General features: G+C 54.8%; 10 protein-coding genes. 8 read left to right on the top strand and 2 right to left on the bottom strand.

Annotation, left to right across the window (positions count from 1 at the left end; translation table 11 throughout):
- Positions 1–94: 94 nt before the first annotated feature.
- Positions 95–1,330: an MFS transporter gene (locus NIZ92_RS08505; protein WP_254003090.1), complete on the bottom strand. Its 1,236-nt coding sequence runs from the start codon at positions 1,328–1,330 to the stop codon at positions 95–97.
- Positions 1,331–1,335: 5 nt separating this feature from the next.
- Entirely contained in the window at positions 1,336–2,370 is a 1,035-nt protein-coding gene (locus tag NIZ92_RS08500; RefSeq protein ID WP_035267972.1) for a class I SAM-dependent methyltransferase, read from the bottom strand.
- 175 nt (positions 2,371–2,545) lie between these two features.
- On the opposite strand from NIZ92_RS08500, the gene NIZ92_RS08495 reads away from it, so the two are divergent.
- The 8 genes from NIZ92_RS08495 to NIZ92_RS08460 all read left to right on the top strand — a co-directional run bounded on the left by NIZ92_RS08495 (position 2,546) and on the right by NIZ92_RS08460 (position 12,383).
- On the top strand, positions 2,546–3,523 hold the full coding sequence (locus NIZ92_RS08495; protein ID WP_254003089.1) for an AraC family transcriptional regulator: 978 nt from the start codon (positions 2,546–2,548) through the stop codon (positions 3,521–3,523).
- Positions 3,524–3,839: 316 nt separating this feature from the next.
- Complete coding sequence (locus tag NIZ92_RS08490; protein ID WP_254003088.1) at positions 3,840–7,007, top strand: TonB-dependent receptor; 3,168 nt, start codon at positions 3,840–3,842, stop codon at positions 7,005–7,007.
- 63 nt (positions 7,008–7,070) lie between these two features.
- Complete coding sequence (locus NIZ92_RS08485) at positions 7,071–7,949, top strand: Slam-dependent surface lipoprotein (protein ID WP_060185905.1); 879 nt, start codon at positions 7,071–7,073, stop codon at positions 7,947–7,949.
- Between the two features lie 160 nt (positions 7,950–8,109).
- Positions 8,110–9,555 (top strand): surface lipoprotein assembly modifier, encoded by a 1,446-nt coding sequence (locus tag NIZ92_RS08480; protein WP_254003087.1) that lies wholly within the window; start codon positions 8,110–8,112, stop codon positions 9,553–9,555.
- Between the two features lie 454 nt (positions 9,556–10,009).
- On the top strand, positions 10,010–10,612 hold the full coding sequence (locus tag NIZ92_RS08475) for an ATP-dependent Clp protease proteolytic subunit (RefSeq protein WP_009454612.1): 603 nt from the start codon (positions 10,010–10,012) through the stop codon (positions 10,610–10,612).
- Between the two features lie 21 nt (positions 10,613–10,633).
- The gene (locus NIZ92_RS08470) at positions 10,634–11,254 is read left to right on the top strand and encodes a glutathione S-transferase family protein (RefSeq protein ID WP_254003086.1); all 621 of its coding nucleotides are present in this window, start codon (positions 10,634–10,636) and stop codon (positions 11,252–11,254) included.
- A 110-nt stretch (positions 11,255–11,364) separates the two neighbouring features.
- A complete protein-coding gene (locus tag NIZ92_RS08465) occupies positions 11,365–11,772 on the top strand; it encodes an NUDIX domain-containing protein (RefSeq protein WP_137430946.1) in 408 nt (135 codons plus the stop codon).
- Between the two features lie 185 nt (positions 11,773–11,957).
- Positions 11,958–12,383 (top strand): DUF2946 family protein, encoded by a 426-nt coding sequence (locus NIZ92_RS08460; RefSeq protein ID WP_052159153.1) that lies wholly within the window; start codon positions 11,958–11,960, stop codon positions 12,381–12,383.
- The last annotated feature ends 50 nt before the right edge of the window (positions 12,384–12,433 follow it).

Below are 12,433 nucleotides of genomic sequence, written 5' to 3'. Positions count from 1 at the left end.
ACAATAGCCTTTGGGTTCTAATTTCTATGCGAAACGGAGCAAAAACGATGAACGCCAGCGCAACCTGCACACGCTGGCGTTTTCAGACCCTGACTTACTGGCTACGCAGCAAAACTTCGGTGCTGGCACCGACGCTGTGGCGAACGCGCCAAGCCAGTACAAAGGCGAACAGAACACCCAAGGTGAGCACGCCCAGCATGACAACCTGACCGAAACGGTCCAGCACGATGCCGGCGACAATGGGAACGGCCATACGGGCCAAGGTGAAGATGGTCGACTGCAAACCGTAGTCCGATGCATTGCGCTGTCTACGGGTAAAGAACATGGTCAGCCCAAAAAGCAATGCCGACACAGCCCCCATGCTGGCCGCAATCAACAGGGCGCTGCTGATCAGCCACACCGGCCCCAGCTTGGCCCAGACGGAAACCATCAACAGAATCAGAGACAGCAAGGCCGCCAGCAGATAAATCGGAATGGCACGCGCGGCACCCAGAAATGACGCCAAACGTCCGCCAATCAGGCTGAACACGGCACCGGTAATGCCACCGGCAATCCCGACCGTCCAGGCCACCTCTTCCAAAGGCATGCCCTGGTCCAGCATCAAGGGTTTCAAGTAGAACCAGACAGCGCCAATAAAGGGGAAGCTGGTCAGTAGCAGGCTGGTCCATTGCCTGGCCCCTTCCTGCCCGAAGAAGCTGACCCAATCGGCGACGAAACCGGGCGGTGCCTGCTCAGTCTCAGCCGCTTGCAAACCGGCTTTGGAACGCAAAAAGACAAAGGGCAAACAACCAATCACCAGCCCCAGGCCCATCAAGGCAAACGGTGCCTGCCAACCCCAACGGGCCTGCACCAGCACCATCACCCCCGCCCCGACGATCGCGCCCAGAAATAAGGCGGCAGAACGAATACTGCCTGCACGCAACTGCTCGTCACGCGGCAGGTATTGCACCGCCAAGGCATTCAAGGGGATGTCCATCCAGGTCGCCACAATGCTGATGGCAAAGGTCAGGGCAAACAGCAGGGTCCGCTGATCAATCAGATTCTCGCGGCCTATGCCTACATACAAAGCCAACAACAAGACCGCCATCAACCACAGCCAATGCACAAAATGTCCGCCACCCAGGCGGACACGCTGCACCGGCATGGCCAGCACCAGCTTGAAAATGGCGGGCAAGGCCGCCAGCTGGAACAAGCCTATCTCGGTGCCGGACCAGCCATGCTGTCGCATCACCAGGGGCATACCCAGCATCAGGTAAATACTGGGGACGACCAGCACCAGATTCATCCAGCCAAACAGCAACTGCGCCCCCCATGCTTTCCACGTCTTCATTCTCATCACCCTTTGCACGCCTTGCGCGCAATCAATGCAGTGACGGGCGCAACCGGAAAGCGCACCTCATCAAACTGCTGAACATCATCAAATCCGGCTTGTTCCAGCAACTGGGCCAACTGCCCTTCCGGCAGCACATGGCGGCCTTGCATGCGCATATGCAGGTAGTAATGCAAAATCCGTTTGGCCTTGCTGACCTCGGTATGCACTTCGGCGTGACAGCACACCAGCACCCCACCGGGGCGCAGCGCGCGATACAGACGGGCCAGCAAAGCAGGAATATCCGGTACAAAATGCAGCACGGAAGAGCACCAGATCAGGTCATAATCCGCCCCGAAATCGTCCACCAGCAGATCACCGGCCAAGGTGCTGACACGGGCCTCCAGACCCGCATCAAGAATTTTTTGCTGAGCGACAGCAGCCGCCGCTTTGTACTCGAACACCACGGCATTCAAGTCCTGCTGCTGTTGCGCCAAGGCGATGGCTACCAGTCCTGGCCCACCGCCCAAATCCAGCAAACGTTGCGCCTGCCAGAACTCCGGCACGGCTCCAAAAATTTCACAGGCCACCTCGGCCGTCACCGCCGTTTGTTCCTGGGCAATTTGTGAACGTGCCGCCGCTGCCCAGCCTTGCTGAATCAATGCCGGATCCGCTGGAGGCGATTTGCCATTACGCAGCAGCTCATCGAGCTGATTGCCCACCTGACGCAAGACGCCATGCCGAAACAGCAAGGCATCGCCACAATATTGCGCCGAACCCGGATTCAGATAACGCGCCGTTTGCGGCAGGCTGCGATAGCGTCGCGGACAGGTCCATTGACACTCCAACAGCTCCAGACTCCACAACAGCTCCAGCAGGTAGGCGGTGTTGTCGGCGTCCCACTTGAGCACAAGCGCAAGTTCCTCAGCAGCGATAAACTGATCCAGATGCGCAAACACGCCATACCCCAAAGCCAGGTTCAAGGCATCTGCACTTAAACCCGCCAATTGCGCATCCCAACAGGCTTGCAGAGCATGCGACTCCAGCAATTGCTCCGACAAAACGACTTCTCCTAGCGATCGATCCAGCACTGTTTTTTACCTCCGTGAATTTCACAATGGCCCTTCCCTCTGCCATCACAGCTAGAAATGATATATATTTAATGAGAATTATTTGCATTAAGATCTATGCTGAACGGAGCAATTCATATGCGAGGCGCTTTTAGCAGGAGAAATGATGAGCACGCGCAAATTTGGCTATCGCTTAACCACGGATGAACCCAGGTCATGCCGCGCTCTGAGCGATGGCCGAGTCCGGCTGCAACTACCCGAAGAACTGGGCCACTGCTATTCCGAATGCGTGGAACTGGAACAAGGGTTCTTGTTGGGCCGCTTGCACTATCACCCCAGCCGATCGCTGGTTGAAGAGAGCAACGGCCCGCACGCGGGCCGTGTCATTGTGGTAACCGTGGGTCTGCAAGGACAGTCGGCCTATCAGGGTCGGGAGAGCTCAGATCTGCTGTTCAAGGCAGGCCATACCACGGTGACGGCTTTCCGATCCCTGCGAGGGGAACGCCACTATCAAGAGGACCAATCCGTATCGCAATTACGGCTGGTCATCAGCGAGGCGGCCTTGAACAAATACGTGGGCCCGGAACGCGCCACCCAGTTGATGGATTGCGTGGGACTGCACCGTCTGTCCTTTCATGCCAGCAGCCAGGCCACCATGGCCCATGCGGCGGCACTGGCACGCTATATGCAGCCGTGCACCCCGGAGCAGCCCATTCATCACCACAGGCTGAACCTGCAAATCCATGCACTAAGCTTGCTGGCCGAGCAGTTCAACCGCCTGGCTCCGCCCGACGCCCCCAACAGCGCCCCGCTGTCGGTGGATGATATTCAGCGGGTCGAGCGAGCACGCGATTTGCTCAGCTCGCAACTGGACCAGCAAATCACGGTGGAGTATCTGGCCACGACGGTAGGCATTAACGAGCACAAACTTAAAGAAGGTTTTCGCTATCTGTACGACAACACGCCTATCGGCCTGCTGCTTGAACTGCGTATGCGCAAAGCCTATACCTTGTTGGAGTCCGGCCAACAAGTGGCCCAGACCGCTTGGCAAGTCGGCTACAAATACCCCAATAATTTTTCCGTCGCCTTTACGCGCTACTTTGGCCGCTCGCCCAAATCCATTTTTGGCAACAAGCGCGCCTAAACCTTTGTATTTCCGCTGTTTTCGGCCTCTGCATTCATAGAGGCCCACCCTTCTTTCGGGCCGCCCCCTGCGGCCCTCTCCCTGAAAAGTTCCCCTCCTGCTTTGACAAATTCCTGCAGTTGCCGCGGATTTCCGGTCCTGCATAGGAATTGCTCCGTCCTGCATATCAATCTAAGTGATAATTATTCTCATTAATGTGAATAATATCCCCGTGCCTTTCCTCACCTTTTGAGACAAGTGGTGAGCCTGGCCAGCAAACGGGAAGTACTTCCCCACGACAGATTGTTATTTTTCGCACGGAGCCCTGGTTCGTTTTATGTCCGCTACCCTTTCACCCTACACAAAAAAACACGCGCTCAAGCCGCTGGTGTATGCCTTGATTCTGGCCTCCTGGGCCGGGCAGACACAGGCCCAAAGCGTGGGCAGCGCCCCACCCTCCTCCCGTCAGGACGAGAGCCAGGAAGACACGGACAGAGCCACTCGTCTGGACACTATTACCGTCGTACGTGAAACCCGCGATGAGGCGGGTAAAACCGATGTATTCGAGAAAGACGTCTCCAATGTGTACGCCGGCAAGGAAGAGATCGAGCTGTACAAGGGCAGCTCCGTGGGGGATTTGTTCAAGGGCCTGAACGGTGTGTATGCGGGGGACTCGCGCAATAGCGGCGCGCTGGACCCGAACATTCGCGGTATCCAGGGTGAAGGCCGTATTCCCCTGACGATTGACGGCACGGAACAGGCAACATCAGTCTGGCTGGGACCGGCCGGGGTGGCCAACCGCAACTATGTTGATCCCAATATGATCAGCAGCATTCTGGTGGAAAAAGGCGTGTCGGCAACGTCGGGAGCTAGCGGGATTGGCGGATCGGTGCAGATCCGCACGCTGCAGGTTGAAGATATTGTCAAACCGGGCGAGACCTTCGGGATCGAGTTGAAGGCGGAGACAGCGACGAATTCGACCAAGCCGAATGAGCGTTCGTTCGGAGTGTTCGGTAAAGACTATAGAGACATCCCTGGCGCAGTATTTGATAAAGGTGGTACTAACGGCGTCATTCTGCCGGGATCCGTTTCGCCAGAGCGTATGCCTAAAGAAGGCAATGGCGGCAAGAACTTCAACTTCGAAGACCACTCTTACCGCCTGGCAATTGCAACCAAGCAAGAGAACTTTGACCTGCTGGCTGCATACAGCTACCGCAGTCGCGGCAACTATTACAGCGGTAAAAAGGGTAGCGAGAAATACGAGTACGACTCGTGGCAGGAAGATGCCAAGAACGATAAAAGGCCGGGCTTCTCATCCCCAAGCATCAGCTACATCGCCAAATATTTCCGCCCCGGTGAAGAGGTCCTGAACACATCCAGCGAACTGGAAACCACCCTGCTCAAGGGAACGCTGCGCTTACCTCACGATCAAGCCATTGATATGAGCTACATGCGCAGCAACCATACCTTTGGCGAGAGTGTGCCTTGGAACGTGGTCTGGGCCGTGCATGCGCTGGATGGTCAGGGCGAGAAAAAGATTCTGCAAAACGAGAACCCCTATAGCAAGGTCAAACAAGACACCTGGAATCTGAACTACTCCTGGAACCCCGAAGGTAACCGTTTCATCAACTTGAAAGCCGGCGCCTGGATTACCCAAAGTGACAGTGCTCGCCATCAGAACGGTGACGTTATCTATGGCACTCAAGGCGACGGGTGGAATGGTCGGGATCACGCGTGGGATGACTATACGGATTGCCACGTCCTTGGCAGAGATCTACCCATGTGTGCCAACGTGCCTACGACTCCACCCGATAAAGAATCCAATGCGGATGGTCGTTTCAACATTGTGCCTCGCGCCTTGCAAATTACCGATCACCGTCGCACAGGTTTGAACCTGAGCAATGAAATGACTTTGCACTCCACCCTGGACTTGAGCTTGCAAGCGGACTTTACGCGCGAAAAACTCAAACAGCATGACGCTTCGGAAAACCTCACGCACCTGACTGAACTGAACTGGGGCGTAAACCATATGGGGCCGCGTTCGGGCACCCGCCAACAATGGAACTTTGGTTTTAATTTTGATTGGCGCCCGATCGACTGGTTGCAAGTGAATGCTGGCGCTCGTTACAGCGACTATTGGTCGTATGACGACAAGCTGGCCGAGATGCGTAGCCAGCAGCATAAGGATTGGGCTATTAGGCCCGCTCTGAAGGGCTACAACTATCAAGTACAGCGTTTGATGACGGATCAAGAGGCAAACGCGTATGAGAACAAGATTATTCAAAGCTTGACGCCAGCCTATGAAAAATACAAAGAAGACTGGCAAACCTGGTATGACTTTGACCCCAGTTTTGTTGATGGCCCCCTCTTAACCCCTGAGGAGTTTATGGGTGACCAACTGCAACGAGGGAAAGTCAACGGGTATCGCTACACAGACGAATCAGTTTTTGTGCCATCTGGCCAATCACATGCCGGCTTTACTGCAAACAACCCCTTCACGAATGGCGAAATCGATACAAGTGAGAAGGTCACCGATGCCCAGGGCCAAAAAGGCACAGTGGATAAATATATTGCATCGAATGCCAACCGAAAGCCAGTTTATCAAGATGAGTCTGAAATACCGAATAAATGGGAAGAGCCCAAAAAGCAAAAAGATCACGCTTGGGTTCCCCATATTGGGCTGACTGCTTTCGTCACAGACGATATCCGTATCTATGCGCGGTACAACGAGTTTGTCCGCTTTCCTAGCCTGTTTGAGTCCTCCATGGCAATGGCTGGCAGCAGCAAAAGCTCCACAGGTGTCGCAGTTAGCCCGGAGCATGCCTACAACTGGGAAATTGGTTATGCCCACAACCTGAGCGGCTACTTTCCCAGCCTGGACTATGCAGACGTCAGGATCAATTACTTCAATAACCGCATCAAAGACTATATAGACCGGGATTGGGACTTCAATGTCGTGCAATTTGCCGAGAAAAAAATGTCCGGCATTGAACTGCAAGCTCGGGTGGATAGTGGCAAATACTTTGCCAACTTTGGTGGCACGTACCGCCTGAAACAACAACTGTGCGACCACGACTACGCACAAACTTTTAATCCCATTCCTGGAGCGTCAGGTGGTCGCAACGTCCCTGGCTGCGTAGATGGTGGCTTCCCTCGCACCTTTGCCAGAACCAGTCTGCAACCCCAGTACTCACTGAATCTGGATGTAGGTGCTCGTCTCCTGGAAAAGAAGCTATTGCTGGGTGCACGCGCCGTTTATCACAGTGCCGCCAAGAACAAAGACGAGGGTGCCTTTGGAGCTATGGGCTGGGCCTATAACCGAGCCAACTACTGGAACCCGATCCTGGTCTTTGATGCCTACGCCAGCTATCAGGTGCAGAAGAACCTGAATGTAGACGTGGCGATCAGCAATCTCACCAATCAGTACTACCTGGATCCCATGGCCCGCACCTCTATTCCGGCCCCTGGGCGAACAGTGCGCATCGGTATGACAGCACGTTTTTAAGTTAATCAGTTTTTTGGTCGTTTTCGTAAAAACGCCCTTTTTCTTCACTTAATGGAGTTCGTAATGAAAGCAAGTCTGAATGTACAAAAACTGGCTATTGTTTCGGCTTTCCTGCTGGCCTCCGCCAGCAGCTTCGCCGCCCCCGTTGCAGGTGGCGCTTCCAAAGGTTTTGTCGTTGCTGACAAACCCTCCACGATGATGGCTATCGGCGAAGCAGGCATCTCCATGCCCGGCACCGATCCTTACACTGCGAACCCAGCCGATCAGTCGGGTGTGGTCAGCTTCAAGAGCGGTCCCATTTGGCAAACAAACCAGGTGTTAAGCAATGCAGACGGCCATGGTTACATTGAAATGCCTGCTGGCACGAAAATCTCTGAAACTTGGCGTCACACGATTAGCAGCGGTACTGGTGCCGGCACTCAAATCTACGCTTATCGTCAAATGAACGACCCCCTGACTGGCTACCCACACTTCGGCGGTGAGGTCGTGGCAAAAGTTTCTGGTCAAGAAGTGTATTTTGGTGAATGGGCTCCGCGCGTCGCCAACCCTAGCCAAGGCAGCAGCACCAACTTGAACATGAACAGCGCAGACCGCACAGTGTTCTACACAGGCGAAAACCCAACCACTGCCATGCCTGCTCTGGTCAATGCTGAATACAACGTTGTAGCTGTACGTAAATACAATCCAGGCACTCAAGGTGGTGTATTTAGCGGCGTTTTGACAGCTAACTATGGCGGCGGTAGCGGTACATTGGCTGGCTCTGTCGGTGGTGTGAACTTCAACGGCACCTCCATTGCTTCCAATGGCCAATTTGCACAAGACTTTAGTGACTCCTCGAAAATTCGAGGCCAATTCTACGGTTCCCAAGCAGAAGCCTTGGCAGGTATTTACTACAACCCAGCCAACGGTGCCAAAGACATGGCCTTCGGCGGTGCCCGCTAATAACGGGTAGCTGACAACACGCTAGTGTTGCCATAAGAAAAAAGGGATCGACACGCTCGATCCCCTTTCTCTCCGGACCCTGCGTCCATCTCCCCTTTTTCTTGCAAGGTTTTCATTCATGCATGGGCGAGCCCTTCCCCTTTTGTGCCTGCTGCTGGTCATGGCATCCAGCGCGGTGCTAGCCAACGACGACGATACGCGCCGACTTCTGAATCAAATCGACCGCAATCTGAACGAACGCGAACGCTCCCATTTAGTGGAAGAAACCCCGCCTGATGTGGACCCATCGGCCCTGATCACCATCAACGGCACAACCTATAGCGTCGATGCCACGCTGACCGATCTGGAACCGGCCATTTATGTCGCCATCAATCTGCAGCAGTGGGCCAAGGTGGATCAGTTTGTAGAAAAATATCAGGAGCTGCCCGGCCACAACCCTGCCCTGGTGCTGATGGCTCAAGGGATGGTGGCCCGTAGCAAAGACAATCACAGCCTGGCGATCAGCAAGCTGCGCCAAGCTCAGGAAAGCGATCCCACTATGATGCGCGCCAAGCTGGAACTGGCCCGCCTACTGTTCGAGGACTATCAATCCAGCGAAGCCAAGGAGCTGTTCAGCCAGATTTCCTCTGCCGGTATTCCTGATGAAGTACGGCCCGTAATTGAAGGCTTCCAGGGTGCCTTGCAGGACCGCAATGCCTGGCACGGTTCCGCCTCGATTGGCTTGGGCTACAACAGCAATATCAACAAAGAAAACGGCCAGCAAGACACCTTCTTTACCTGCTATTTCTTTGGATGTTTCCCGTCGGTACGCAAGATGCCGGACCCGGTCAAATCCACTGCCATGGTCTACGACCTGACCTTGAACCGACGTTTCCAGCTAAGCGGCAACCACAATCTGCTGCTGCGCGGTCTGAGCTACGGCAATCTGTACGACAAGCACAAGGAAGCCGAGCCCAAGAATATTTATTACAGCGACAACACCAGTATTATTTACGCGGGCTACAACTATCAGGACGCTAAAAACGATCTGTCGATTACGCCCTTGTTCGAGAACAATTACACCAACCGTCGCACCAGCTATCAGTCCTGGGGCGGGCGCGTGGACTGGAAGCACAATCTTAGCGACAGGCTGCAAGTAGGCGTGAATGCCCAGCACAAGAGCCTGTCCTACAAAGGCGATTTACGGCAGTACTTTGAAGAAGTCAAAGAGAACCAGATAGGCTTGTACGGCTCGTATCTGATCGATGCAAAAACCGTGGTCTACGGGGGCCTGAATTACACCCGCAATCTGCAGTCTCAGCAAACCGCGCAAAGCCGCAGCTATATGGCAAACCTGGGAATTTACAGGGCCTTTGATGCGGGTTTCAATATCAACGCCACGGCACTATACCGGCAGACCCGACACGATGCCGAGGACTTGTTCCTGGGCGGGCTGCGCAAGGACCGTCAGCAGATTTATATCCTGAACGTAGGCATGCCGCGCTTTGCGTTCAAAGGCATTACACCCAATTTGTATGTGAAGCACACTTTCAACAACAGCAATATCGACTGGGCTTTCAAATACAAGCAAACCGAAGTCGCGCTGAAGCTGGAAAAGCGTTTTTAAGCAAGGACTTCTTCGACCTCGGCGGCTGATCGGGTGCCGTCCCTTTTTAGCATCAAGCGCCTGAAGCGACAGGTATCTTTTTTAGTGACAGGGAGCGTCGTGCCACTGTTGAAAGAAGCGTTTTCAATGAGGTATCGGGGTTCTGTGGCAGGTCTCAAGGCCCAGCGGCCGCGTGTAGATCAGCCCTTCCCGTGATGCTGCTCCAGGAGACAGGGCGATAAGGTCTTATTCCCTGGATCAAACACTTAACAAGCATGAGACTATATGAACTTGCGGGGCAGACCGCCCTGCATTTGCTTTGTCTGCTTGCGTTGCGCCCTATTGCGCCCCCAGCGCGGACAAAAAAAACCACAAAAATTGCCAAGTGAAAGCCCGGTTGACCATCAGTCGGGATATAGTCGAGCAATCGATTTTCCTTAGCAGACAGAATACTTATCCCTTGGAGTCTTTCCCCATGCTTGGCCAAGAAAAAGAAACCCGCTCTGATACCAGCCCTCAAGACAGCGCCTTTCTGGAAGAAAAAGCCTTCCGCGCCCGTACTGTGCTGGTCTTTGGCACCATCACGGATAAGCTCGCCTCGGAAACCGTGCGCAAGCTGCTGGCGCTGGATGCCGAATCCACCGCCCCCATCACCATGATCGTGTCCTCGCCGGGTGGTCACCTGGAGTCCGGCGACGCCATTCATGATGTGGTGCGCTTCATTTCCTCGCCCGTCACCATGGTCGGTACCGGCTGGGTTGGCAGTGCCGCCACCCACCTGTTCCTGGGCGCCGCCCGCGAGCGTCGTGTGTGCCTGCCTCAAACCCGTTTTCTGATTCACCAACCCAGCGGTGGCGCCGGTGGTCAGGCCAGCGATATGGCCATTCAAGCCCAGGAAATCATGAAAGCGCGTGAACGTATCGCCCAGGTAATTGCCCGTGAAACCGGCCAGCCTATCGAGCGTGTGCGTGACGATATCGAGCGCGACAAATGGATGAGTGCCGAGGAAGCCATTGAATATGGCCTGATCTCACGCATTATCGAACGCCGTGACGAACTGCTGCCTGCCAGCAAGTAATGACCATTTGAGGGCCCCATCATGCTGACTATTCTTGGCAGAGAATCCTCCATCAATGTGCGCAAAGTCATGTGGACCTGCGCGGAGCTGAATCTGGAATTTGAGCGGCAGGATTGGGGCATAGGCTTCAAGGACGTCAACACGGACGAATTCCGTGCGCTGAACCCCAACGCAAAAATCCCCGTCCTGCTGGATGGGGAACGTGTGCTGTGGGAGTCCCATACCATTGTGCGTTATCTGGCCAACCGCCAGGCACCGACGGCCTTGTATCCGCAAGATGCCTGGCAAAGAGCCAAGGTGGATCAGTGGCTGGACTGGCAGGCCTCCGAGCTGAACCCGACCTGGACATATGCGTTCTGGAGTTTGGTGCGTCAATCGCCCAAGCATCAGGACGCCGCACAGGTTCAGGCATCCTTGGCTGCCTGGACCCAGGTAATGGGAATTTTGGAAAGACACTTGGCGCAGACCCAGACCTATGCCGCCGGAACGGAATTCACCCTGGCCGATATCATTCTGGGCCTGTCCATTCACCGCTGGCTGAATACGCCGTTTGATCGCCCGGTACTCAAGGCAGTCGAAGACTACTACCACCGCCTGGCCGCGCGGCCTGCCTTTATAAAGCAATGTGCCGGTTTCCCCTAAGCGGTACTTTGCCTTAGCTGACCAAAGCCGCCCACTATGTTCGCGGCTTTTTTATGTGTCATTGACGCTCGAGGCCACTTGACGCCCTTTTAAAAACTAGAGATGTAGACATGGACGAAACCATACGAGTTGGCTGCGGTGCAGTCATTATGCAAAACGACAAAATCCTGCTGCTCAAGCGTGTGCGTGCACCAGAAGCTGAGCACTGGGGGATACCGGGCGGCAAAGTGGACTGGCTGGAAACCCTGGAGCAAGCCGTTACACGGGAGATTATGGAAGAAGTGGGTTTGCGTCTGGAGACTCTGGAGCTACTGGTCAATGTGAACCAGATTGATGCCGACAAGGGCGAGCACTGGGTGGCGCCAGTTTATTTGGTCAAATCCTTCACCGGCCAGGCCGTGGTGCAGGAGCCTGAGAAGCACAGCGGCATGGACTGGTTTACATTGGATCAACTGCCAGAACCCTTGACGGTGGCGACCCAGGTGGCGGTGGCTGCAATCAAGAAACGTAGAGAGTGAAACTGCCAAGTCAGAAGCAGCACTAATACCAAGGTGGGCGGCAGGATCAGGAACAAAGACAAAGATAAACCAGCCAGATCAAGATCAAGATCAAGATCAAGATCAAGATCCACGTGTAGTTTGGTGCCAGATAACTGGCGAATGCCTCATCAGTCGGCCCCCACTTTTGTAATATACTTTTCCGCATGCGCGCCCTGGGTCCCCGTTTCGTTTCCCGCGAAATCCGAGTTTGGCAACTTCTGTTTTGCCTGGCTCTGCTGGCCTACGTCTGTCGCGCCATCGTCCCGGCAGGCTACATGCCTACCCGCTCAGGACAAGACAATGGCTTTGCCATTACCTTCTGTACGGCTGGCAATGCTGCCAATACGCTCTGGATTGATCTGGTCGGCCAGGATGGCCAGGCGGATTCCGATACGCATCACAATCAACAGGACTGCCCCTTTGGTATCGCGGCCTCCCCCGCCTTGTTGCCGACCCAGGATGCGCCTGTTCTGATCAGCCTGATCAGGTACCGGCCGGTTTTGTTAGCCCAGAGCAATCAAACCCTGCCACCGCTGCCTGCACAAGGCCCTCCTTTAGGTTCACGCGCCCCGCCTTTATTCCTCGCTTGATGTGTTCCCGTCCTTTGACGGTTTCTCTTTTTTATCTAGCCGAGGTTTTC

Source organism: Alcaligenes sp. 1735tsa3, assembly GCF_024134565.1.
GTDB classification, from domain to species: Bacteria; Pseudomonadota; Gammaproteobacteria; order Burkholderiales; family Burkholderiaceae_B; genus Alcaligenes; species Alcaligenes phenolicus.
Note: the sequence above shows the minus strand (reverse complement) of the source record. Positions and strands in the feature narration are given on the sequence as shown.

Excerpts from the sequence above, each read along its gene's own strand:
- NIZ92_RS08505 (WP_254003090.1), bottom strand. The coding sequence starts at position 1,330 with ATGAAGACGTGGAAAGCATGGGGGGCGCAGTTGCTGTTTGGCTGGATG.
- NIZ92_RS08495 (WP_254003089.1), top strand. The coding sequence starts at position 2,546 with ATGAGCACGCGCAAATTTGGCTATCGCTTAACCACGGATGAACCCAGG.
- NIZ92_RS08490 (WP_254003088.1), top strand. The coding sequence starts at position 3,840 with ATGTCCGCTACCCTTTCACCCTACACAAAAAAACACGCGCTCAAGCCG.
- NIZ92_RS08485 (WP_060185905.1), top strand. The coding sequence starts at position 7,071 with ATGAAAGCAAGTCTGAATGTACAAAAACTGGCTATTGTTTCGGCTTTC.
- NIZ92_RS08480 (WP_254003087.1), top strand. The coding sequence starts at position 8,110 with ATGGCATCCAGCGCGGTGCTAGCCAACGACGACGATACGCGCCGACTT.
- NIZ92_RS08475 (WP_009454612.1), top strand. The coding sequence starts at position 10,010 with ATGCTTGGCCAAGAAAAAGAAACCCGCTCTGATACCAGCCCTCAAGAC.
- NIZ92_RS08470 (WP_254003086.1), top strand. The coding sequence starts at position 10,634 with ATGCTGACTATTCTTGGCAGAGAATCCTCCATCAATGTGCGCAAAGTC.
- NIZ92_RS08465 (WP_137430946.1), top strand. The coding sequence starts at position 11,365 with ATGGACGAAACCATACGAGTTGGCTGCGGTGCAGTCATTATGCAAAAC.
- NIZ92_RS08460 (WP_052159153.1), top strand. The coding sequence starts at position 11,958 with ATGCGCGCCCTGGGTCCCCGTTTCGTTTCCCGCGAAATCCGAGTTTGG.